General features: G+C 44.3%; 24 protein-coding genes and 1 pseudogene. 14 read left to right on the top strand and 11 right to left on the bottom strand.

Features of this window, described 5'->3' with window-relative positions; genetic code table 11:
• Window positions 1-184 precede the first annotated feature (184 nt).
• The 7 genes from DWZ60_RS17945 to DWZ60_RS06020 form a co-directional block, all read right to left on the bottom strand.
• Window positions 185-1,006, bottom strand: coding sequence for an ATP-binding protein (locus DWZ60_RS17945; RefSeq protein WP_243038229.1), 822 nt, complete (start codon window positions 1,004-1,006; stop codon window positions 185-187).
• A gap of 439 nt (window positions 1,007-1,445) precedes the next feature.
• Window positions 1,446-2,117: a LytR/AlgR family response regulator transcription factor gene (locus DWZ60_RS06045; RefSeq protein ID WP_119206857.1), complete on the bottom strand. Its 672-nt coding sequence runs from the start codon at window positions 2,115-2,117 to the stop codon at window positions 1,446-1,448.
• Window positions 2,118-2,146: 29 nt separating this feature from the next.
• Window positions 2,147-2,896, bottom strand: a complete 750-nt coding sequence (locus DWZ60_RS06040) for an ATP-binding protein (protein ID WP_055226331.1) — start codon at window positions 2,894-2,896, stop codon at window positions 2,147-2,149.
• 67 nt (window positions 2,897-2,963) lie between these two features.
• Window positions 2,964-3,158, bottom strand: coding sequence for a hypothetical protein (locus DWZ60_RS06035; protein ID WP_015542178.1), 195 nt, complete (start codon window positions 3,156-3,158; stop codon window positions 2,964-2,966).
• A 16-nt stretch (window positions 3,159-3,174) separates the two neighbouring features.
• Window positions 3,175-4,323, bottom strand: a complete 1,149-nt coding sequence (locus tag DWZ60_RS17940; protein WP_242991164.1) for a cobaltochelatase CobT-related protein — start codon at window positions 4,321-4,323, stop codon at window positions 3,175-3,177.
• Window positions 4,324-4,998: 675 nt separating this feature from the next.
• Window positions 4,999-5,931: an AAA family ATPase gene (locus DWZ60_RS06025; protein ID WP_117510047.1), complete on the bottom strand. Its 933-nt coding sequence runs from the start codon at window positions 5,929-5,931 to the stop codon at window positions 4,999-5,001.
• An 85-nt stretch (window positions 5,932-6,016) separates the two neighbouring features.
• Window positions 6,017-6,787 (bottom strand): ATP-binding protein, encoded by a 771-nt coding sequence (locus DWZ60_RS06020; protein WP_055226248.1) that lies wholly within the window; start codon window positions 6,785-6,787, stop codon window positions 6,017-6,019.
• A gap of 168 nt (window positions 6,788-6,955) precedes the next feature.
• Here DWZ60_RS06020 and DWZ60_RS06015 point away from each other — a divergent pair, with 168 nt between their 5' ends.
• Entirely contained in the window at window positions 6,956-7,603 is a 648-nt protein-coding gene (locus tag DWZ60_RS06015) for a TetR/AcrR family transcriptional regulator (protein WP_019162593.1), read from the top strand.
• Here DWZ60_RS06015 and DWZ60_RS06010 read toward each other — a convergent pair.
• Window positions 7,525-8,151, bottom strand: a complete 627-nt coding sequence (locus DWZ60_RS06010) for a DUF3786 domain-containing protein (protein WP_055226247.1) — start codon at window positions 8,149-8,151, stop codon at window positions 7,525-7,527. The two genes, DWZ60_RS06015 and DWZ60_RS06010, sit on opposite strands and share 79 nt — an antisense overlap.
• 230 nt (window positions 8,152-8,381) lie before the next feature.
• On the opposite strand from DWZ60_RS06010, the gene DWZ60_RS06005 reads away from it, so the two are divergent.
• Entirely contained in the window at window positions 8,382-8,903 is a 522-nt protein-coding gene (locus tag DWZ60_RS06005) for an Rrf2 family transcriptional regulator (protein ID WP_330410129.1), read from the top strand.
• Here the strand turns inward: DWZ60_RS06005 and DWZ60_RS06000 are convergent.
• Together DWZ60_RS06000 and DWZ60_RS05995 are read right to left on the bottom strand one after the other, a co-directional pair.
• Window positions 8,825-9,220: pseudogene (locus tag DWZ60_RS06000) on the bottom strand (MATE family efflux transporter); the annotation flags it as partial. The gene DWZ60_RS06005 and the pseudogene DWZ60_RS06000 overlap by 79 nt on opposite strands.
• 228 nt (window positions 9,221-9,448) lie before the next feature.
• Window positions 9,449-9,670 carry a hypothetical protein gene (locus DWZ60_RS05995; RefSeq protein WP_055221757.1) on the bottom strand — a complete coding sequence of 74 codons (222 nt, stop codon included), beginning with the start codon at window positions 9,668-9,670 and terminating at the stop codon, window positions 9,449-9,451.
• Window positions 9,671-10,027: 357 nt separating this feature from the next.
• On the opposite strand from DWZ60_RS05995, the gene DWZ60_RS05990 reads away from it, so the two are divergent.
• The 7 genes from DWZ60_RS05990 to DWZ60_RS05960 all read left to right on the top strand — a co-directional run bounded on the left by DWZ60_RS05990 (window position 10,028) and on the right by DWZ60_RS05960 (window position 15,504).
• The gene (locus tag DWZ60_RS05990) at window positions 10,028-10,921 is read left to right on the top strand and encodes a DegV family protein (protein WP_119221384.1); all 894 of its coding nucleotides are present in this window, start codon (window positions 10,028-10,030) and stop codon (window positions 10,919-10,921) included.
• Window positions 10,922-11,255: 334 nt separating this feature from the next.
• Entirely contained in the window at window positions 11,256-11,807 is a 552-nt protein-coding gene (locus DWZ60_RS05985; protein ID WP_055221761.1) for a stage V sporulation T C-terminal domain-containing protein, read from the top strand.
• A 257-nt stretch (window positions 11,808-12,064) separates the two neighbouring features.
• A complete protein-coding gene (locus tag DWZ60_RS21135) occupies window positions 12,065-12,757 on the top strand; it encodes an ABC transporter permease (RefSeq protein ID WP_442857794.1) in 693 nt (230 codons plus the stop codon).
• Window positions 12,643-13,008: an ABC transporter permease gene (locus tag DWZ60_RS19375; protein ID WP_442857793.1), complete on the top strand. Its 366-nt coding sequence runs from the start codon at window positions 12,643-12,645 to the stop codon at window positions 13,006-13,008. The genes DWZ60_RS21135 and DWZ60_RS19375 overlap by 115 nt, the downstream gene beginning before the upstream one ends.
• Before the next feature lie 77 nt (window positions 13,009-13,085).
• On the top strand, window positions 13,086-13,889 hold the full coding sequence (locus DWZ60_RS05970; RefSeq protein WP_022462692.1) for an ABC transporter permease: 804 nt from the start codon (window positions 13,086-13,088) through the stop codon (window positions 13,887-13,889).
• A gap of 1 nt (window position 13,890) precedes the next feature.
• A complete protein-coding gene (locus tag DWZ60_RS05965; RefSeq protein WP_118601666.1) occupies window positions 13,891-14,769 on the top strand; it encodes an ATP-binding cassette domain-containing protein in 879 nt (292 codons plus the stop codon).
• Window positions 14,770-14,772: 3 nt separating this feature from the next.
• Complete coding sequence (locus DWZ60_RS05960) at window positions 14,773-15,504, top strand: ABC transporter ATP-binding protein (RefSeq protein ID WP_119221383.1); 732 nt, start codon at window positions 14,773-14,775, stop codon at window positions 15,502-15,504.
• A 2-nt stretch (window positions 15,505-15,506) separates the two neighbouring features.
• Here the strand turns inward: DWZ60_RS05960 and DWZ60_RS05955 are convergent, their stop codons facing one another.
• Window positions 15,507-16,490 carry a dipeptidase gene (locus tag DWZ60_RS05955; RefSeq protein WP_118742323.1) on the bottom strand — a complete coding sequence of 328 codons (984 nt, stop codon included), beginning with the start codon at window positions 16,488-16,490 and terminating at the stop codon, window positions 15,507-15,509.
• A gap of 284 nt (window positions 16,491-16,774) precedes the next feature.
• On the opposite strand from DWZ60_RS05955, the gene DWZ60_RS05950 reads away from it, so the two are divergent.
• From DWZ60_RS05950 to DWZ60_RS05935, 5 genes are all read left to right on the top strand, one after another.
• Window positions 16,775-18,172 (top strand): alanine/glycine:cation symporter family protein, encoded by a 1,398-nt coding sequence (locus DWZ60_RS05950; RefSeq protein WP_118742341.1) that lies wholly within the window; start codon window positions 16,775-16,777, stop codon window positions 18,170-18,172.
• Between the two features lie 147 nt (window positions 18,173-18,319).
• Window positions 18,320-19,408: a hypothetical protein gene (locus tag DWZ60_RS05945; protein ID WP_118742324.1), complete on the top strand. Its 1,089-nt coding sequence runs from the start codon at window positions 18,320-18,322 to the stop codon at window positions 19,406-19,408.
• Between the two features lie 66 nt (window positions 19,409-19,474).
• Window positions 19,475-19,657: a hypothetical protein gene (locus DWZ60_RS17935; RefSeq protein ID WP_243038228.1), complete on the top strand. Its 183-nt coding sequence runs from the start codon at window positions 19,475-19,477 to the stop codon at window positions 19,655-19,657.
• Entirely contained in the window at window positions 19,645-20,718 is a 1,074-nt protein-coding gene (gene codB / locus DWZ60_RS05940; RefSeq protein WP_243038227.1) for a cytosine permease, read from the top strand. Before DWZ60_RS17935 ends, codB begins: the two co-directional genes overlap by 13 nt.
• Before the next feature lie 136 nt (window positions 20,719-20,854).
• A complete protein-coding gene (locus DWZ60_RS05935) occupies window positions 20,855-21,436 on the top strand; it encodes a TetR/AcrR family transcriptional regulator C-terminal domain-containing protein (RefSeq protein WP_117801843.1) in 582 nt (193 codons plus the stop codon).
• Window positions 21,437-21,439 lie beyond the last annotated feature (3 nt).

Below are 21,439 nucleotides of genomic sequence, written 5' to 3'. Positions count from 1 at the left end.
AGATGCAGCAAAGATGGCACAAAATACTAAAAAAGGTCCACCGGACCTTTTTGTCGTATGCTTGGCAACAAAATACCCAGAGCATCACAATACTCTGGGTAAAAGAATCTTTAGTTCAAACCAATTCTGCTGTACTCCAAATACTACAGAACCATCATATTTTCTACAGCTGTACGAATACTCTTCAATCCAAAACCATGGTTTTACTATCCTTTTTTGTTGTTGTAACCAGATCCTCTTCATTTTTGGAAATTTCTGCTTCACAATAATTCTCTATCTTGATAAACACAAATCCTTTTTGAGCGGATACTGTCAGATGGATCAGTCTTTTTTCCGGATCTGGAATCAAAATTACATGTTCAATCGCATTATCCAAAGCATTTCCAAATATAGAACATATATCTGTTACATGCATATAATCCAATAATTTTCCGTCTGCCACACAGGTAATCTGTATATGATTTTTTCGACAATGGAAAATCTTAGCTGCCAAAATCGTATCAAGTACCTGATTCCCCGTTCTGCTTATATTTTCAAAAGCAGCGATTTCCTTTTCCATGGAATCAATCCATTTTTTTCGTTTCTCTTCATCTGATTCCGCACGAAGTCCCGTTATCTGGTGTTTCAGATCATGGTATTTCATTTGTATAAGATCCAAGCTGTCCTGATAATTTCGGTATTGATCATACTGGCTTTTCAGCATCACATTCATTACTGAAAGTTCTTTCTCGGCAACATACTCACTGATTCTGCTCTGATAAGCATGCAGGATTGCAATTCCTCCAAAATCGATTAGTGTTCTGATAGAAAAAACATCTGCACGTTCTCTGCTCGCAAATGGTGCATTTTCATTTAAAAAACTCAGATTACTAAAAGCAAAGGTTGCAACAGCCATGATGGCCGCCGCTGCTACTTCCTTTACTGTCATCTGTTCAAGGTAATTCTGCTTCAGAAGATCTTTTTCTAAATAAATGTCAATCGTAAAGCAGCCTCCAAAAACAACCATCGTAATCAGAATTTCAACCCAGATTCTCTGATTTCCCCATGTCTGTACACCAGATACCATCTGCCACTGCAGCGAAGCTGTAAACTCAGCAAGAACAAATGCGCGGGCACAGCAATAAGCCGCTCCCAGAGGCTTCATATTTCCTCCGACCATAAGAAATCCATACATCATACCTGCAGCGATCATCATACAGGGAATCCACAAAATTTCAGTTACGCTGCCTGTTAAAGTCAGAAAGATACTCTGCATTGCCAGCATGAAAAGACTGCCTGCCAGAAAATGTACAGATTTCATGTTTTCTTTTTTTAGGATATAAAGATAAACCAAACATGATCCCCACTCTGCTATTGCCGTATAAATTCTCGGAATATCCTGATATAACATAGTATCCTCCATTTCACATGAAATCATTCCATATTGAGGTTTTGCAAAAGCAGATTCATGAATTCTTTTTTCTGGTTCTGCTGACCGGTATATGCACATTATGGATCACGCAATCAGAACCAACAAATCCCTCTACATGATTCATATTTACCAGGTATCCCTTTGCACATCGAAAAAAATTATGTACCGCAAGTTTTTCTTCGAGTTCTTTCATCGTAATTCTTGAACAGTAATCTCCTCTCGAAGTATAATAAATTACATTATGTCTCTGCCCCTCAATATAATAGATATCTGCTATATCTATCTTCACAACTCCTTCCCCAATCGGAATCGTAAGGAATTCTTTAACCTCAGAGCGCATACGTCCAACTGCTTTATCCAGTTTCTGCGAAAAAGAAAAGTACTCAACTGGTTTTACCACATAATCCATTGCATCAACTTCATATCCACGTACTGCATATTGAATCATATTTGTAATAAACATAATAATTACTTTCTGATCCATCTGACGGATTTTTTCTGCTGCTGTCATACCGTCCATGAACCGCATCTGAATATCCATCAAAATAATGTCAAAACCGCCACTGTAATTCTCAGTGATATCTTCTCCATCACCAAATACCGTAACCTTTATTGATCTTCCCCTTTCCGTTTGATATTTCCGGATATACTCTGTTAATTGTTTTACGTAAATTTCTTCATCTTCCACAATTGCAATCTGTATCATCCTATACCCACCTAAATCTCCTTATTCTGTTAAATAGAAAGTAGAAATTCTGTTAAGTTTTCAATAGCATCTGGTTTTTCTGATAGTTCTTTCCCCATCAGTCCCTCTCCCATAATACCAGGATCCGCACTAAGAGATACAGCGACTCGACTTGAATTCCATACAGCTTCATACATCATTTCCTGATTCTCTTTTGTTACTTTATTGAGAACGTAATAAAATGGTTTTTGAATACTTTCCGATAATTCCCCGATTTTTTTGGAAAGCTGTAGGGATTCATAGGATGGATCTATGATTATCAATATCAAATCTACACCGTTATCAATTCCACGTCCAAAGTGTTCAATACCAGCCTCCATATCCATTAGCGCAAATTGGTCTTCTGTAAGCCTGAGATTTTGGATAAATTGAGTCATAACAGTTCCCATAGCACAAGAGCACCCTTCATTTGCCTGATGAATTTTTCCACTTGTCATCAGTTTTACACCGTCCTTCAGACTATAATAATCTTCCGGTATATCATCTATAGTCCAGGTTTCCTCAAAAAACTGATGAGTAAATTTTGATAACATCATATCATTTAAAACATTTTGCTTACCACCGAAATAGTCTGTAAAATCTCTGGGAAGCTTCATACCCAGCTGTCGGTGTAGACCATAATTAGATTCATCGGAATCAATTACCAAAATTTCTTTTCCTCGTCTGGCTAAAGCCTTAGCCAAAAGACTGGTTACTGTACTTTTTCCACATCCACCTTTTCCGCAAACTGCTATTTTCATCTCTATCTTTACTCCTTTTCTTTTTTCTAAATAATAAGCATTACATATGACCATACTTCAAACTGTCTTACTCCACTTCCTCCAGTTCTGTTCCTTCTGGAAGAATATATCCGCAGTTATCACATACTCCATCCTCTGCAAGTATCCCGTCTTTCACAAAGGCTTCAATACCTCCCGGTTCATGACAGCGTGGACAATCTAATTCCTGTATCTTTTTCTGATTTCTTACATCCTGGCAATTGGCAAATTCAATTTTACCCATAGTGATTCCTCCATTTTCATTCCATATCAATTTGTCTTCGCAAAAAAGTTCCTACCATACGGGAAAAATTGCTGATATTACGAATATAGGCAAAGTCTTTTCCATAGATTCTCTTTTCCACGGAGAGCTCTTCTTCATTCCCTACAAAAATACCAATTACGAAAATTCCCTGATTTCTGGCCCGACGTACCTCATATGCAGTATCTTTCACAGCTTTTTCTCCGTCATAGATCTTGGGCTGGCGGGTTCCTGGTCGTTGTATGCTCATATCACAGGGTTTTCCATCACTTAATACGATTAAAATCTTATTTTTTTCCGGTCGCTCCATGAGAGAGGAACCGACTGTTTTCAGTGCAAGCCCATCTCTGTTATTGGCATATGCACGAAATTGAAAGATTCTTTCATTTGTTTCCCTTGGATCTTCATAATCCCGAAATCTCTGAAGTACTGTATATCCCCAGAAAGCACAGTATCCTGTCACCCGATGAGGAATTCCTGCCTGGCTTAATGCTTCACTGATAATATATCCCTGCGCCGCTACCTGAGCCTGTCTGTCAGCCTGGGAACCACTGGAATCAATCAGGACGTCTATTACAAACTCAGAATCGTCAGATCTCTTTTTTCTATTAAATAACTTGTCATCGTCTGTTCTTCCAATTTTCCATAATCTCTCAGGAACAAGCTGTCCTGCATCAGATCTGCTGACAAAATCATCCTTTCGGATTATAAAGGCCCGTTTCAGTGACTCTGCCAACACAGAAATATTTCTTTTAATGATCCAGTGATTATTTCCATAATAGGCTTTATTTTTTTCAAACTGAAGCTGAGAAAAACGGTATTGATTATTTTTAATCACAGGGCTCTGTAATATTCCATCTGTAAGATACAGGTTACAGTTTTTATGGATTCCTGTACAAAATTTCCGGTTGACTCTGGCCTGCTCCGATTCACTTAGATACGATTTTCCGTAATTCAGTTCCACATATTCCCGTATCCGTCGCACTGCCTGTGGATTTATATTCTCCGAGCTTTCCGGAACTTCTTCATTTTCCGGAGAGAAATAAAATCTTTTTTTCTTTTTGTTTCTGATATCCAGACTCATCATCTTTTTTTTGAGATTAGAAAGATATTTTTGAATGATGTCTTCCATCTGTTCATCTGTCATGCATTCCTGCCACGCGTCATTGGTCAATGCCATATCCGGTAAATTCAGAATCTTCTCCAGATTTCCATTCTTTTTTTCAAAAGAGGGATCCAGAACATGATTATAAATCTCATCTATCACGTTTATGACATCTTCCGTATTTTCCGCATCCTTCAGAGAAAGAATCTTGTACAATGCAATCTCTGCCTGTGGATCCATTCCCTCATCGTCTGTGTTCTCCAGAACATGCCTTATATACAGAAGCCTAATCCTGTGAATCAGGTCTGTTCCAGCTTTGTCTGATACCTGTTCTTCCTCGGCCTTTTCCAATTCTCTGAACGCCTGTTCTCTGATTTCCTTTGTTCCCAAACGTTCTCGAATGATAAAACGATTCACTGCAGCATCCATGCATAATCCAGCAAGAGGCAAAAGCATATCTTCTCCAGCAGAAAAATGTATTTTTTTCATCAAATACATGCCAAGTTTCTTCTGATCAAAATATCGTGCAAAGGCACCCTGTTTCACTGCCTCATACAGAACCGTTTGTTTTGAATAAACATATTTTTCTGTGTCCGGTTCAAATTCCATATCATAATCACCACTGACTGTCCAAAAAAGATTTCTGATACGATTGCTGATCTCCAGACGATGTTCTTCCAGTTGTTTCGCCGGCCATCTGACATCCTCCATACAAGTTTACCCCCATATGTCTTTTCCGGTCCAGGAAGATGGGATTCTGGTAGAAACCACATCTTCTACGATCTCTTTTTCAAATACATCAAAACTTTTATTTATGATTCCCATCTGGATTGCATCAATTGGAGAAAGTCCGCTTCTTGTTGCTTTTACAGCAGAAACCAATCCTCTCAGGTCAAGAGATTTTGTTGAGATTTCTCCATGGTAAGCTTTGATCTGCAAATCCAGAAACAGTCCTGCAAAAGCTTTCAGTGCACTTTTTTTCCCATCTGGAAAATGTTGCCTTAATACAAAAAGGACACTATCCTCATCCATTTCAGGCATATCGATTACCATAAACCTTGAAACCAATGCTTCATTTAGCTCTCTGGTACCTGCGTAACCATAATTCATCGTGCCGATAAATCGTGTTGCCGGATGAAGTAAAATCCTGTTATATCCTGGAATATCGATTCTGCGCCGATGATCCAGTGTGGCATGCAGTACAGAAACCGCATCATTTTTTGCCATATTGATTTCGTCCAGGATTCCAAATCCTCCAAATTCCGCGCATTGGTAGATGGGGCCTTTCCGAAGGCGAACCTCATTATTTATAAAGGTATCCGTTCCAATCAGATCGGCACTGTCTGTATTTACATGAAAAGAAATGTCGTATTCCGGTCTTCCGAATATCCATGCCAGTGTCTCACATAGTACATTTTTCCCTGTAGCTTTCGCACCGGAAAGTAACAGGTTATCTCCCTGAAGAAGCGCTGCTATTGACATTTCCAGAATCTTTTTCCCATAAAACAGGATATCCGGTTTTTCTACCCGTTCCTTTACCTGATCCTCTACCTCATAACGCATGTGAAAATCTCTCAGTTCTCCAATTAGTTCCTGCGCTATCTTCTGGTCTTCTAAATATTTTTCTATTTCTGCCCAATGATTTCTCATGAAGATTTTCCTTTCTTTACAATTAGTTATGCCAAATCAGATAATATTTCTGTTTACTCAATCTTCAAACTTTCAATCCTCCAACTCACAATCCCAACTTCTTTACAATTTCTCCCAGTGCACTTCTTACAGGAGAATCTTTCGGAAGCTGTATGATCGGCTTTCCATCACAGTCATACTGATATACCTGGTCATCATGTGGCACAACCCCTAACAATTCCAGTCCCTGATTTCGAATTTCTTCCAGAGTTCCGGCATCCAGTTTTCCATCCGGAACACGATTCACGATTAATCCAGTTTTCTGTGGTTTAAAGTTTAACTCCTTCATCAGCTTTGCAATACGTCCGGCTGCCTGAACACCTCTTCTGGAACAGTCACTTACAAGAATGGCAACTTCCATCATTGGCAGGATTCCTCTGCTGATATGTTCCATACCCGCTTCGTTATCAACCACAATATATGGATAATGGCTTTGCAGTTTCTGAACCTGGGTCTGCACAAGACCATTTACAAAACAATAGCAGCCCTGTCCCTGGGTTCGTCCCATTACCATCAAATCATAATCGTCTTCTTCTGCAATCGCATCAGAAAGACGCATTTCCAGATATGCCTGTTTTGTCATACCGGAGGGAATCTGATATCGTGGGTCTATGCCTGCCCGCTCAATTTCTTCTCTCAGCTCCCCAAGTGTGACCTCCGGCTCAACACCGAGCACTTCGTTCAAATTTGCATTTGCATCTGCATCCACCGCCAGGACCGGACGTTTTCCGCTTTCACATAAATACTGGATCAACAATCCACAAAGAGTTGTTTTTCCTACGCCGCCTTTTCCTGATACTGCAATTACATGTCCCATGTTTTTCCTCCTAAAATTCTGAACAATCTGTTGACTTTTTCTTTAAACCTCATTATAGTTGTTACTATATAAATTACAATAATCAATCTGTGAGATTTGTATGGTTACTCAACACATCAGAAAAATTGTTGAGAAATTATATGATACTAACTAATACAGGAGTATATAATGTCAGAAAAAACGAGAAAACAAGATCGCCGTACCCGCTATACCAGGCAAACCATAAAAGATACGTTCTTAGAGTTGTTAAATCAGAAAAGTTTTACGAAAATTACAGTTACAGAGATCTGCAAAAATGCTGAAATCAACCGTGGCACTTTTTATCTTCATTACTACGATATCCATGATGTATTATCAGATATTTTTAATGATATGACTCAGGATATGTTAACAACGGTAGATCATTTATTCTGTCTAAATCAAAAAAGCTGTTCCTATCCGTTCTGTCAGAAAATACAGATGGAATCACAATACAGGGCACTGTTTCTGGATGATGCAATTGCCCCTATTCTTCTGGAAAAAATAGCAGAAAATACAAAAGAAGGCTATGTGACCTGGCTTATGTCACACAGCCTCCTGACCTTTGAACAGGCAGAATCGGTTTTTTATTTTCAAATGAATGGCTGCCTTTCCATCAACAGACTGATGCTCCGCAATCATTGTAATGACTGGAAACAAATTCAGACAGTAATCGACAAATTTATCAAAGCCGGGTTGGAAAGTTTTCTGATTCATGATCAGAGAGAAGAAAAGGCTTCCGATAATTTTTGCAGCAAAATTTCTCCAACTGTTACCGCATCTTCTACACTCAGATAATGATCGGCATGATCCTGAAGAAATATTTTGCCAGATGCAGGAAATTCTTCATCTGCAAACCATATCTTTAAAGTTACCGGATATCTTGGCAGAACTGGAAAAACAGCACACAGATCCGCCTTTGTTTCTGTGAATTCTGCACCCAGGTTTTTACATGCTTTCTGAATTTTCTCAGGATCTTTATCCTGCAAAAGCTTTTCCAGTTTCTGCTCTGCAGTCCGGTCAAACTTGGTTCCCCGTATCAATCCATCTTTCAGGTTACCAAAAGTAATGAGCTTCTGTGAGCCTTCTGTGCCATCGGCCATATCCAGATAATGCAGCAATGTCAGATAATGCCATTCGTCCACGTTTGAGTTAATACGAAACTCAGGGAGTTGAATTTCAATTGTTTCATAAAAACTCAGTACTTCAAGCACATTCCGGCTGCTATGAAAAACAGCCCCGCTTTTTGCAGCAATCTCCTCTCCGGAACGATTTTGCAGCCGTTTTACTGCTGCCTGCAACATTTCCTGAAATGCACGATTTTCTGTTTGATTTTTGTATTCCATAAGTTCTCCTTTGTGAACATTTATAGTATCTGTGTTGACTTTTCCTTTAATCTCCATTATAGTTGTAATTATATTATTTACAATCATCAAAGCATTAAAAAATGTACAGTTTATCAACACATTAAAAAGAACTGTTGAGAACTTAGGATGTTTTAAACAAACCAGAAATATTTTCATCCCAAAAACGTGAAAACAAGATCATTATATCATACTACAAGGAGTTTCTTATCATGAAATATTCAACGAAATTAAGTGATGCTGTTCATGTGATGGTTCTGATTGCTATCAACCAGGAAAAATCCCTCTCCAGTGCCTCAATTGCAGAAAGTGTCCATACAAATCCCGGCTTTGTACGCCAGCTTATGTTAAAACTAAAAAAAGCGGAACTTATGACAAGTGTAGCCGGACATGCCCGTCCTTCTCTTTCAAAACCAGCCGATCAGATTACATTGCTGGATATTTATAAAGCAGTTGAAGGTGATAAACCATTGCTTCATTTAGATACTCATACCAATCCAGATTGTGGCGTTGGCATTAACATTCAGTTATCTTTGCAGGGATTTTATAATGAAATTCAAAAGGCTGCCGAAGAAAAAATGAATACGATTACTTTACAGGATATCATAGATACCTACTATCAGCGGATATCTATAGAAAATAACTTACAGAATATAAGTACTTCTGTGTCTACTGTCTGCGATGAAATATATGCTTTCACCCCAAAGATACCAAATAATAAGCAGACCACATAAATGATCACACCAAGAAACAGACTGTTTCCCGCTACCTTTGCAGCTTTTTTACCGTTTCCCTGTCCAAGCGTCCTTGCTAGAAGCGCATTGGTTCCTACACCGGTTCCGATTCCTACTGCCACCATAAGCATCTGTACCGGAAATACCAGTGTCAGTGCATTTAATGCCTCTTCACTTCCCACTCTCATATTTCCTACAAATGCACTGTCTACAATGTTATAGACTGCCTGCAATGCCATAGATAAGATCATCGGAATTCCCATCCTGATCATCAGCTTATTCACCGGCATCTCCTTCATCTTGTTGCTTTCCGCCATTTTGTTTTAACTCCTTTCTTTTTGGCACAAAAAAAGTGTTCACCTTATCTTATAGCTGGACTTACGCTGACAGGCTACACACTTTTCACGGCAATATTTATTTTCTGCAAACCAAAAACGAGCAGCCGGTAAACTGGATTTACGCTTACTCGCCACTCGTTTTCTGTAATTATATTGCCTCTTTTTTCAAAAAGTCAAACAAAATTTTCTCCTTACCGACCGGCACTTTTATTCCGTAAAAGTATAGCGTACAAAAGAACCTTTATTATCTCCTGTTACTATTACAACATCTCCACTTTCATTGCACATGGATTCAAGAACCGGAAATCTTCCGTTTTCTTTTACATAAGCTTCCGGACTGACTGCTTCTGCTTCGATCAAAGTTTTTTTACTATGTTTCTCCCCTCCACACGGATTTATTTCTTCAATAAAGATTTCATACTCATGCATATACGGTTCCTCCTGAAAATAGTTTTATAAAAGCGAGCAGTATCATATGGTTTTTTCCCACATCATTACACTACTCGCTATGATTCTATTATAAAACGATTTTATTTTTATTTCAAAAGCGGTTTTTACTAAAAATACATCTGCCGTTTTTAGTCATTATTACTATGCATTGATACCTGGTCAAATTTCTTCCGAAAACAGATGATTTCAGGAATCAACTTGTCGGCACACTCCTTTGTAGTATGTTGTCTATCTTCCATTGAAATCTCTCTTCTTTGGTGATACAATGTGCTACAATGCTTATCAAAAGTTACATCATTTTGGGGGACATTTACACTACAAAGGAGAATTTTATTTATGTTTCAGGTTTTTGTTGATTCAGCGGCAAATCTGCCTGCTGTTACTGCGAAAAAATACGATATCCATGTCGTTTCTTTCGTCAATCTTGTGAATGGAAAAGAGCTGGTCTGCTTCGACCCGGATTTGTCGCCGGAAGAGGAGCTTTCCAAAGGAAAAGAATATTACAATGCTATGCGTACCGGCTGTGAAATCAAGACCGGACTGATCAGCACCGCAAATTTTGCGGATGCGTTCCGCACCGCTCTTGAAGCAGATCAGGATGTCATCTATCTTTCCTTAAGCAAAAACATCAGCGGAACTTATAACTCCGCAAGACTTGCTGCCGAGGAGCTTCTTGAGGAATACGGCGGAAAACGTAAAATCCGCCTCGTCGATTCCCTGAATGCCTCTCTTGCACAGGGCATCCTCGCCATCTATGCCAGCGAAATGCGCGATCGGGGCATGAACGTAGACGAAGCGGCAGATCTTCTGGAAACCTATGTTGGCAAAATGAACGGTGTTTTCACCGTCGGCGATCTGAAATATCTTTCCCGTACCGGAAGAATCAAGGGAAGTGTCGCTGTGGTCGGAAATATGCTGAAAATCAAACCGATTCTGCGTGGAAGTGAAGATGGCTATATTGTTTCCTACAAGAATGTCCGCGGGCGCAAGGCCGTTTTAAATGAACTGATCCGTCTCTTCTGTGAAACGATCGAAGAACCGGAAAAGCAGATCGTCGGAATCGCACATGCAGATGCCTATGAGGAATCTCTTTATATGATGGAAGAAATCCAGAAAAGAGTGAAGGTGCGTGAATTTATCAATACTTCTTACGATTACTGCACCGGAAGCCATGTCGGACCGGATACGATCGCTTTGTTCTATCTCGGAAAAGACCGCAGTCTTCTGTAAAAGGAGCAACCAGACTAACCACTGCTGTTCCACTGTATTTTTTCCGAAATTGCTGTAAACAGCGGAAATACGTTTCTTCTTTCCATGCATAATTCCACCTGTTTTTCCACATACTACCCATACAACACAAATTATGGAAAGTATGTGATGTACTCTCGGAGTCTTTCTGTGCTTGATTTTGTGAGATGATTTCTTGCCCGTTGTGCCTAAATTTCTGAGGCGTACGCGGCGCGTACGTTGATGAAATTCGGGTGCAACTGGCGGAAAATCAACCGCAAAAGCAAGTGCAGAAAGATTCCGAAAGTACATTGTAAAAACAGGAGGAATTTTTCATATGAAAGCGACGGGAATTGTTCGAAGGATTGATGATCTGGGGCGTGTGGTAGTTCCCAAGGAAATCCGGCGCACGATGCGGATCCGGGAGGGACAGGCCATGGAAATTTATACCGGACGGGAGGGTGAGATTATCCTGAAGAAATACTCACCGATCGAAGAGCTGGCGGAATGCGCAGCAGGGTTTACAAAATCAATTTCAACGGTGACCGGATGTCTCGTCTGTGTTTCGGATCAGGAACAGATTGTGGCGGCAAACGGGCCGGAACAGAAAAATTATCTTGGCAAGTCCATCAGCAGCCGGCTGGAGGAGGCGATTCTGAACCGGAAAACAGTACTTGCGCGTCCCGGTGAAAAGGCTTATTTTTCAATTTTGGAAAACACAGACAATACTACTCCTCTGCCGGAGCTCATTTTTCCGATTCTCTCCTCCGGTGATGCCATCGGTTCGGTCATTCTCTGCGGCAAAGACAGGGAGTCCCTGCCGGGCGATACGGAAAAGAAGCTCCTCCAGGTAGCGGCAACGTACCTCGGACGGGAAATGGAAAACTAAACAGGGGATTTATCAAAGGCAATTTATCAAAGGCTTTTTGCATCATCCGCACCGGTTATGCAAGAGGCCTTTTCCTGTTATTCTGTAATTCGAGATATTCCAATTTTATCTTGCTATTTACACCTGCATTGTCTACAATAAAAATGACGTGCACGAAAACCTTCAGCCGATACGCCCGAAGCTTTTCTGTGCCTGCTTTTATAAGCCGGGAAAAATTCCCGGAGTATCCTACATTACACAAGGAGGAATTTCCATTCATGAAATACATTGCAAAGAAATTCGGCTCTCTCCTTCTTACGCTGCTTCTTGTATCCTTTTTATCGTTCTTTGCCTTTTCCGTCATACCCGGAGATGCGGCAAAATCGCAGCTTGGAACGGAGGCGACGCCGGAGCGGATTGAGGCTCTGCAGAAGGAAATGGGGCTGGATCGGCCGGTTCTGGAACGGTACGCTTCGTGGGTAACCGGCTTTTTTCATGGAGATCTCGGCACCTCGTATTCATACTCGATGCCGGTCGGAGAACTGATCCGCGATAAAGTTCCGATTACCATCGCTATCACCGTTATCGCATTCCTGATGATCCTTGTTGTCTCGATTCCCATCGGCATTTTCACAGCACAGCACGCCGGAGGCCATCTGGACCGGCTGATCATGACGATCAATCAGGTGATCATGTCTGTGCCGGGATTTTTCATCGGTATTCTGATCACGTATCTTTTCGGTCTGATTCTCAAATGGTTTCAGCCGGGCGCTATGTGCCGATTTCTGAAAATTTTTCCGGTTTTATCGGTTATCTTGTTGCACCGTCTGCCGCCATTGCACTTCCGCGCTGTTCCATGGCTGTCAAAATGCTGCGCAGCTCTGTGCTCTCACAGCTCGATGCCGACTATGTGCGCACCGCCTATTCCCGCGGAAACAGTACACGCCGTGTTATGTATCACCATGTGCTGAAAAACGCCCTGATTCCGGTACTGACCTTCTGGGGCATGACAATCGCAGATATTGTGGCAAACAGCATTATTCTGGAACAGGTTTTTTCGATTCCGGGCATGGGCAATCTTCTGATCACTTCGATCTCCAACCGCGATTACCCCGTGGTTCAGGGCATCCTTGTACTGATCGCCGCCCTCATTATTATCATCAATTTCGTGGTAGATCTGCTGTATGGCAGAATTGATCCGCGTATCCGCGTAAAAGACTGACGGGAGCTTTCGATCATCAGCTCCCGCGACCGAAAGGTCGCAGGGAGCCGCCCACGACAAAGGAAAGGGTTTTCATTATGAAAAAGAAACGCAATCTCACGCTGATCATCGGAGCTGTTCTCACCGCTTTTATGCTTCTGTTTCTTCTGATCGGCTTTTTCTATACACCGTACGACCCGGATGCAATGAACGGCGCAGCCAAGTTTGCTGCTCCCTCTCTGTCGCACCCGTTCGGCTGCGATCACTTTGGACGCGATATTTTCAGCCGCGTCTTAAAAGGAACCGGTACAACCTTCTTCGTCGCTTTCGCTACTCTGCTGCTCGGCGGAACCATTGGTGTCCTCGTCGGTGCGTTCACCGGGTATTTTGGCGGATGGATTGACGAAATCCTGATGCGCATAAACGATGTCATTGTTTCCTTTCCGGGAATCCTGCTGGCGCTGGTATTTATCGCGCTGCTGGGTCCCGGCAAATACAACGTGATCCTTGCACTCGGTATCGTATTCATTCCGAGCTTTGCACGTATCACCAGAAGCGAATTTCTCGCACGCAAAGATATGGACTATGTCAAAAGTGCCCGTCTGATGGGTGTTTCCCATCTTCGGATCATATTTGTACATATCCTGCCAAATACGGTCCCGTCCCTTCTTTCGATGGCAGCAATCGGTTTCAACAACGCCGTTCTCTCCGAGGCCGGCATGAGCTTTCTCGGCATCGGTGTCCAGCCGCCCGATGCCTCGCTTGGACGGATGCTCTCAGAATCCCAGACGTATCTGATGACTGCTCCCTGGGGCTCTGTTTTCCCCGGTCTTGCTGTCATTTTACTGGCGCTTGGCGTATCGCTCCTCGGCGACGGATTACAGAAGAAAGGCGGTAACTGATATGGCACTTCTCGATGTACGTGACTTAAAAATTGCATTTTACGATACCACGCCACCGACCGAAGTGGTAAAAGGCATCTCCTTTTCCTTAGAAGAAGGTGAGACGCTTGGCATTGTCGGGGAATCCGGTTCCGGCAAAACCCAGACGGCGCTCTCCATTCTGCACCTTTTAAAGGAAAATTCCGCCGTATCCGGCGGAGAAATTCTCTACGAAGGTTCTTCCGTTGCGCACGCTTCCAGCCAGGATCTGCAGCGCATCCGCGGAAAAGAAATCAGTATGATTTTTCAGGAGCCGATGACCTCTTTAAATCCGGTTCTGACCATCGAAGAACAGATTGCAGAGGGACTGCTGATCCATGAGAGCTGCACACCGGCAGAACGTCATGAAAAGGTTCTTGCCATAATGCATGAGGTCGAGCTTCCCGACCCGGAAAAGCTTTGCAAAAAATACCCTCACCAGCTCTCCGGCGGTCAGCGCCAGAGGGTGATGATCGCTGCGGCGCTTATTACAGAACCGAAGCTTCTGATTGCAGACGAGCCGACAACAGCTCTTGATGTGACGATTCAGTCGCAGATCTTAAAGCTGCTGAAAAAAATCAATGAACGCCATCACACGGCGATTCTTTTTATCTCACACGACCTCGGCGTCATCCGTTCGCTCTGTGACCGGGTCATCGTCATGAATCATGGGACGATTGTGGAATCCGGCAGTGTGGACGATGTCTTTTTCCACCCGAAGGAAGACTACACCCGCCGCCTGCTCGATGCAATTCCGAACCGACGAACATCGCTGCGAAAACGAATCAAAATCGCTCCAACAGCTCAATGGCCGACAGGCTCTGACAAAAAAGCTGCTCCGCCGGCGGAAAAGGAGGAATAACCCATGGAAGAAATCATTCCGAACAACATTCTGAAAGTCAGCCATATTTCTGCCTCCTATCAGGAGGGAAAGCAGAGAAAAACGGTGCTTCATGATATCTCTTTCGAGCTTCATGAAAATGAAATTCTCGGTCTCGTCGGAGAGAGCGGATGCGGAAAATCGACACTCTCCAAAGTGATCTTAGGATTTATCCGCCCAGATGAGGGCGAAATAATTTCGCAGGTCGACCATCCGCAGATGATTTTCCAGGACCCGTTTTCCTCCCTGAATCCGGCGAAGAAAATCTCCTGGATTTTAGAAGAACCGCTTCGGATGCAGAAGGTTCCGAAAGAAGAACGAAAAAAACGGGTTCTTGCGATGGCTGAAAGAGTCGGTCTCTCCGCAGAGCACCTGAAACGCCGCCCGCATGAGCTCTCCGGCGGCCAGCGCCAGAGAGTCAGCATCGCGGCCGCACTGATCCAGGGCTCACGCCTGATCCTTGCCGACGAACCGGTTTCCGCTCTCGATGTGACGATTCAGAAGCAGATCATGGAGCTGATGGTTCAGCTTCAGGAGGAGCTTCAGCTCTCGATTCTCTTTATCTCGCATGACCTCAACGTGATCTATCAGATGTGCGACCGGGTTCTCGTGATGAAAGAAGGCCGGATTGTGGAGAACGCGGAGACGGAAGAGCTGTTTGCGCATCCGCAGAATGATTATACAAAGGAGCTTCTGGCGGCATCACCGGAGCTGTAGTTTTATTTCCAGCATTCTCTAAACACCCGAAGTACATTCTTGGAAAAGACCTTCTCGATCTCCTCATCGGTGAAACCGTCGTGGCTCATCACATCTGCGAGATGCTGCATATGCGCAGCGTCCGGCACATCCGTCTTGCCGCTGAAACCGTCAAAGTCGGTTCCAAGGCCGATGATGTCGATGCCGCCGACGTTTCGCAGATACTTCATATGGCGTACCATGTCCATCGTCGATGCCTTTTTCGTTGCCGGCTCCTCCTCGCGCAGAAACGACGGACAGAAATTGATACCGGTGACGCCGCCACGCTCTGCGAGCTGACGAATCATTTCATCCGAAAGGTTTCGCAGATGGAAGCACGCACCGCGCGCATTGGAATGGGATGCAATGACCGGACCTCTCGTATGTGCAAAAACATCGCGGATTCCGGCATCATTTAAGTGTGATAAATCGATCACTATGCCGAGCCGCTCCATCTCCTCGACAAAGGTAATACCGGTCGGTGTCAGCCCGTTTTCAAGATCCGGAAGATATGGCTTTCCCTCTTCCTGCGCCGGGTTCGGGAATCCAAGCTCATTCGGAAAGTTCCAGGTCAGCGTGGAAATCCGCACACCGAGATCGTACAGTGTGTGCAGTTTTTCGATACTGCCTTCGTAAACACCACCCTCTTCGACGGTCATCACCGCACCTATTTTTCCTTCCTTCTGTACCTGCATCAGATCCGCATACGTTTTGATCTGACAAATGCGGTCCGGATACCGTTCCACCTCTGATTTCCAGAGATCAGCCAGCTTTCTCACATGCTCAAACGGTGTTTCGTCTTTCAGTCCCTTCAGGAACGTAAACAGAGAAAAGCACTGGCAGAGGCTGCCGCCCTTTTCCAGCTTATCCAGATTGATCTGAAGATCCGCATCCGCAAGATGCTCCTGTTTTTCCTTCCACTGCAGCGCCGGGATGGTGTCGCAGTGCATATCAATTACCTGAAACATGGCAATAATCCTCTTTTCTGTTTTTTCTCTATTCTATCATACTTCGCTGCATTCCTTCACAAAAACTGGAAGAAAACGTAAAAAACCGCCTGGCTCATGGTAAACCCATAAGGCTAGAGAAAATATATCTTTCCGGAATCGCAAAAAATTGGGGGTCCGCGTTTTTTCTCGAAAAAAACTTGCAAATCTCGTCTGAGATGATATACTTTTTGCATTGTGTTACTTTATGAAAGCACTGATCTTCCAAGAAAGTGCTTCTGCTTATGAAAAAGAAAGAGGTATCTATGCTCCAACTGATTGAAACCATCAACAATGCCGTGAACAATTTTATCTGGGGTGTTCCGGCTATGATCTGCATTTTCGGTGTCGGCCTTTACCTGAGTCTGCGCACCCGTTTTCTCCAGATTCGAAAATTCCCGTATGCGATCCGCACAACGCTCGGAAGAATGTTCCGCAAACGAGATGCTTCCGATGGCGCAATTACACCGTTCCAGGCGGTCTGTACAGCACTTGCCGCCACGGTCGGTACCGGTAATATTGCCGGTGTTGCCGGCGCTATCGCTATCGGCGGACCCGGTGCCGTGTTCTGGATGTGGGTTTCCGCCCTGCTCGGCATGTGTACGAAATTTGCCGAGGTAACACTGGCTGTTTTCTATCACGAGAAAAACGCCAACGGGGAACTCGTCGGCGGACCGATGTATTACATCAAAAACGGTCTCAGCAAAAAATGGCATTTTCTGGCCTATCTTTTCGCTGCTTTCGGTGTACTGACTGTGTTCGGAACCGGAAATGCAACGCAGGTCAACACCATCACAACCGCAGTCAACTCCGCACTGATGAATTACCATGTGATCTCAAAAGACGCGATCCCGACCTCCAACCTGATTCAGGGTATCATTATTGCGGCACTCGTAGCGCTGATCCTGCTCGGCGGTGTCAAACGGATCGCACAGGTAACAGAAAAGCTCGTTCCGTTTATGGCTCTGTTTTATATTGTCCTTGCCATCGGTGTAATTTTACTGAATCTCAACCGGATTCCGTCTGTTTTCGTATCGATCCTTGAGGGCGCCTTCCGTCCCTCTGCTGTTACAGGCGGTATCGTCGGAAGCATGCTCATGAGTGTGAAAAAAGGTGTGTCCCGCGGTATTTTCTCAAACGAGGCAGGTCTTGGTACCGGTTCGATCGCGCATGCCTGTGCCGACACAAAAAAGCCGGTCAAACAGGGTATGTTCGGTATCTTTGAGGTATTTATTGATACGATCGTGATTTGTACCTTAACTGCACTTGTTATTCTCTGCAGCGGTACTTCCATCACCTACGGACAGGCTGCCGGCGCAGAGCTGACCATCAGCGGTTTTACCCTTACATACGGAAACTGGGTTTCGCTGCTCACCGCGTTCGCGATGTGCTGCTTCGCCTTTTCCACGATTCTCGGATGGGGACTTTACGGTGCACGCTGCATCGAGTTTTTATTCTCCGAAAGAATCACAAAATATTTTATGGCCGCCTATGCGCTGGTTGCCATCCTTGGCGCCACCGCAAACCTCGGCCTGATGTGGAGCATTGCCGAGACCTTCAACGGCCTCATGGCAATCCCAAACCTGATTGCGCTCTTCCTGCTTTCGGGCAAGGTTGTGGAGCTTACAAAGGAATATTTTTCCAGAGAAGGCAAAACCCGGTAAAATTCCTTTTCTCGCGGCGCATTCCCTTCTTCTGTAAGAAAATCATGTAAATTCGCCTTTTCCCTTGACAATCAGGTTGCTACCCCTTACACTGTTAAAAGTTTATAACATGTTTACCAAAGAGGGAAAACCGGGAGGAACTTTTGAATGGAAAAATGGAATGAAGTAAAACTGGTGCCGGAGTTTTCGGAACAGGGCGTGGACTGCTATCGCCTCGCAGGCGGCGATTATGAGAACGAATACTATATCGTTTCCGAAGCAGAGACAAGAAAGCTTCTGAACACACCGGAGGTTGTCGGATATGAGGTTTATCACTGCCTGATTCCGTCTACTTCACAGATGCTTTATTATTTTAAAGAGCAGGGAAAGGTAACCGCAGCCAACATCCTTTCCATCCTGCGCGGCGCTTTGAATTATCCGCTGGAGGAAAGCTGCTACCGTGAGCACATTCGTGTGCATGACATCAGCTTTCTGTCAAGTGAGCGTGTCTTCAAAGAAGAGGAGATCGCGGGTCTGGAAATCAAATACAGCAAGCTGACAATGGTTCCGGGAAGCACACTTCTGATCGGCGATATCATCGCAACGGGTGAGACGCTGATCCACTGCCTGCGCTACGTAACCGATTTCTACCGTGAGCACGGTGCTTCCCTTCGTAACATTATCATCTTTACGATCGGCGGCACAACCGGAATCAAAATCCTGGAACGTCTCACAAAAGAAATCCGCGAGTTCTGGCCGGAGTTTGAAGGCTTTATCACCGTATATTACGAAGGAATCTTCAGCACCTATCAGGACAAGGGCGTATCCGGAATCAATCTGCCGGATGTCGATTTCTACTGGAAAGACGGTATCATTGCACCGGAGTTCCGAAGAGAAACGCTTTCCATGCGCGATCCGCTGTTTGAAAAATGCATCATCTACGATGGCGGTGCAAGACGCTATGAAATCCACGAGCACGTCGAGGAGGTTCTCGATTTCTGGAATAAAATGCTGGAGAGGGCCGACCGGATCGACTTTACCAGACTGCTCGAGGAGAAGCTCGGCTGCCCGCTTGGCGCATCCTACGAAGAGTGGATTCACATCAATCACTACGAAGAAATCGATGAACGCGTGGCCAAATGGCTGTACCGCCAGGAAAAAGGTTACATTGCAAGCCTTGGCGATGCTACCCTGAAAGAAATTGCGGCTGAACGAATTGAAGAGTTTACCGCAGCACTTCGCAAATACATGCTGTAACAAAAAACCATTTCTTACGGTTCGCTGAATTTCGGCGAACCGTAATCACAGTTTTCAGGAGATATTATGGAAAAAGAAAAGAAAGTAAAAGATGTTGACTTCGCGGACAGCGCAGTTCCGGCTTCTGCCCGGAAAAATGTAGTAACTATGTTTATGATCATGCTTGGCTTCACCTTCTTCTCGGCAAGCATGTGGGTCGGCCAGCAGCTCGCTGACGGCCTCGATTTCTGGGGCTTTTGGGATCACTGATCCTTGGTGGAATCATTCTTGGTATTTATACCGGTCTGCTCGGCTACGTCGGTGCAAAAACCGGTCTGTCACTTGATCTTTTGTCCCAGAGAGCCTTTGGCGAAAAAGGTTCCTATCTGCCGTCAGCCATGACCAGCTTTACGCAGATCGGATGGTTTGGTGTCGGTCTTGCCATGTTTGCAATTCCGGTTTCCAAGGAGCTGCTCGGTGGAAGCACTGCGGCACAGTGGGGACTTGTTATTCTTGCTGGCGTCTGCATGACCGCCTCTGCCTATTTTGGTATTGAATCTCTGACCATCGTCAGCTATATCGCTGTACCAAGTGTTGCCATTCTCGGAACGATCGCCATGGTCATGGCCGTAATGAGAGGCGACGGAACGATCATCGATCAGTTTGCCAAATCCAGCGGATCTCTGACTATCATCGGCGGTGCCGGTCTTGTCATCGGCTCCTTCGTTTCCGGCGGAACCGCAACCCCGAACTTCGCACGTTTTGCAAAGGACGGAAAAGCGGGTGCCATCACCACGGTTGTGGCCTTCTTCATCGGAAACTCCCTGATGTTCTTCTTCGGTGCCGTTTCCTCGATCTTTGTCGGCGGAAACGATATCTTCGAGGTTATGGTCCGCCTGAACCTGTTCTACCTGGCTGTTCTCGTTCTCGGTCTTAATATCTGGACTACAAACGACAACGCTCTGTATACCGCAGGTCTTGGTCTTGCCAACATCTTCCATCAGAGGAAAAAACCGATGGTTCTCCTTTCCGGTATCATCGGAACGGTTGCCTCCGTATGGCTGTACTACAACTTCTGCGGCTGGCTCAACATTCTGAATTGTACCCTGCCGCCGGTCGGCATGATTCTGGTGCTCGCCTACTTCATGAACAAAAAGGACTTTGAAACCGATCAGCCGAAGCTTAAAACCGTAGACTGGTTTGCGGTTGCCGGTGTCATTCTCGGTGCCATTGTTGCGAACCTCTTACACTGGGGCATCGCTTCCATCAACGGCATGGTTGTTGCCGCTGTATGCTACTGTGTCGGACAGGCCGTAAACAAAAGAAAATGAGCAAAATCGTCCTGAATATGTTCCTGTATCTTATCTCCGGAACATGTTCAGGGCTTTTTATTTTTTCGGATTCGCGTTATAATATATGCATAACTCTGCATAGTTACAATTTTCGAAGCGAAAGGAAACTGCCCGGATGATCCATTCCACCGTATCTGCTCCCAAAGGAGAAAAAACAAAATACCGTCTTGCCGAATCCATGAAGGAGTGCATGAAATCAACCCCTGTCGAAGAGATCACCGTGCGCCAGATCTGTGAAATCTGTGGTGTTACCCGCCAGACCTTCTACCGCAATTTTCTCGACAAATACGATCTGATCAACTGGTATTTTGATAAATTACTGACAAAATCCTTCGAACATATGGGTCGCGGAACGACCGTTTTTGACAGTCTGGAAAAGAAATTTACCTATATTCAGAAAGAAAAAGCTTTTTTCGCCGCTGCCTTCCGCTACGACAAGCAGAATTCTCTGCGTGAGCACGATTTCGATCTGATTCTCGCGTTCTACGAAAATCTGATTCACGAAAAAAGCGGCAGTCCGGTTTCACCGGAAATACATTTTCTTCTCGAAATGTACTGTCAGGGTTCCATCACCATGACCGTAAAATGGGTGCTTACCAGCATGGATCTGACACCTTCCGAGTTTGCCGCTCTTCTCGTCCGGGCAATGCCGGAAGACTTAAAAAAACTGTTCCGAAATCTGCAGCTGCTCTCTTAGAGC

Source organism: Blautia sp. AF34-10 (genome assembly GCF_003477865.1).
Lineage (GTDB): Bacteria > Bacillota > Clostridia > Lachnospirales > Lachnospiraceae > Fusicatenibacter > Fusicatenibacter saccharivorans.
The sequence above is the reverse complement of the archived record's forward strand: the minus strand, read 5'-3'. Positions and strand labels throughout refer to the sequence as shown.

Excerpts from the sequence above, each read along its gene's own strand:
- DWZ60_RS06005 (WP_330410129.1), top strand. The coding sequence starts at position 8,382 with ATGAAATATTCAACGAAATTAAGTGATGCTGTTCATGTGATGGTTCTG.
- DWZ60_RS05970 (WP_022462692.1), top strand. The coding sequence starts at position 13,086 with ATGAAAAAGAAACGCAATCTCACGCTGATCATCGGAGCTGTTCTCACC.
- DWZ60_RS06020 (WP_055226248.1), bottom strand. The coding sequence starts at position 6,787 with ATGGGACATGTAATTGCAGTATCAGGAAAAGGCGGCGTAGGAAAAACA.
- DWZ60_RS05965 (WP_118601666.1), top strand. The coding sequence starts at position 13,891 with ATGGCACTTCTCGATGTACGTGACTTAAAAATTGCATTTTACGATACC.
- DWZ60_RS05990 (WP_119221384.1), top strand. The coding sequence starts at position 10,028 with ATGTTTCAGGTTTTTGTTGATTCAGCGGCAAATCTGCCTGCTGTTACT.
- DWZ60_RS05985 (WP_055221761.1), top strand. The coding sequence starts at position 11,256 with ATGAAAGCGACGGGAATTGTTCGAAGGATTGATGATCTGGGGCGTGTG.
- DWZ60_RS05955 (WP_118742323.1), bottom strand. The coding sequence starts at position 16,490 with ATGTTTCAGGTAATTGATATGCACTGCGACACCATCCCGGCGCTGCAG.
- DWZ60_RS05935 (WP_117801843.1), top strand. The coding sequence starts at position 20,855 with ATGATCCATTCCACCGTATCTGCTCCCAAAGGAGAAAAAACAAAATAC.
- DWZ60_RS05995 (WP_055221757.1), bottom strand. The coding sequence starts at position 9,670 with ATGCATGAGTATGAAATCTTTATTGAAGAAATAAATCCGTGTGGAGGG.
- DWZ60_RS06010 (WP_055226247.1), bottom strand. The coding sequence starts at position 8,151 with ATGGAATACAAAAATCAAACAGAAAATCGTGCATTTCAGGAAATGTTG.
- DWZ60_RS17940 (WP_242991164.1), bottom strand. The coding sequence starts at position 4,323 with ATGACAGATGAACAGATGGAAGACATCATTCAAAAATATCTTTCTAAT.
- DWZ60_RS17945 (WP_243038229.1), bottom strand. The coding sequence starts at position 1,006 with ATGGTTGTTTTTGGAGGCTGCTTTACGATTGACATTTATTTAGAAAAA.
- DWZ60_RS06025 (WP_117510047.1), bottom strand. The coding sequence starts at position 5,931 with ATGAGAAATCATTGGGCAGAAATAGAAAAATATTTAGAAGACCAGAAG.
- DWZ60_RS05945 (WP_118742324.1), top strand. The coding sequence starts at position 18,320 with ATGGAAAAATGGAATGAAGTAAAACTGGTGCCGGAGTTTTCGGAACAG.
- DWZ60_RS06040 (WP_055226331.1), bottom strand. The coding sequence starts at position 2,896 with ATGAAAATAGCAGTTTGCGGAAAAGGTGGATGTGGAAAAAGTACAGTA.
- DWZ60_RS05950 (WP_118742341.1), top strand. The coding sequence starts at position 16,775 with ATGCTCCAACTGATTGAAACCATCAACAATGCCGTGAACAATTTTATC.
- DWZ60_RS21135 (WP_442857794.1), top strand. The coding sequence starts at position 12,065 with ATGAAATACATTGCAAAGAAATTCGGCTCTCTCCTTCTTACGCTGCTT.
- DWZ60_RS17935 (WP_243038228.1), top strand. The coding sequence starts at position 19,475 with ATGGAAAAAGAAAAGAAAGTAAAAGATGTTGACTTCGCGGACAGCGCA.
- DWZ60_RS05960 (WP_119221383.1), top strand. The coding sequence starts at position 14,773 with ATGGAAGAAATCATTCCGAACAACATTCTGAAAGTCAGCCATATTTCT.
- DWZ60_RS19375 (WP_442857793.1), top strand. The coding sequence starts at position 12,643 with ATGGCTGTCAAAATGCTGCGCAGCTCTGTGCTCTCACAGCTCGATGCC.
- DWZ60_RS06015 (WP_019162593.1), top strand. The coding sequence starts at position 6,956 with ATGTCAGAAAAAACGAGAAAACAAGATCGCCGTACCCGCTATACCAGG.
- DWZ60_RS06035 (WP_015542178.1), bottom strand. The coding sequence starts at position 3,158 with ATGGGTAAAATTGAATTTGCCAATTGCCAGGATGTAAGAAATCAGAAA.
- DWZ60_RS06045 (WP_119206857.1), bottom strand. The coding sequence starts at position 2,117 with ATGATACAGATTGCAATTGTGGAAGATGAAGAAATTTACGTAAAACAA.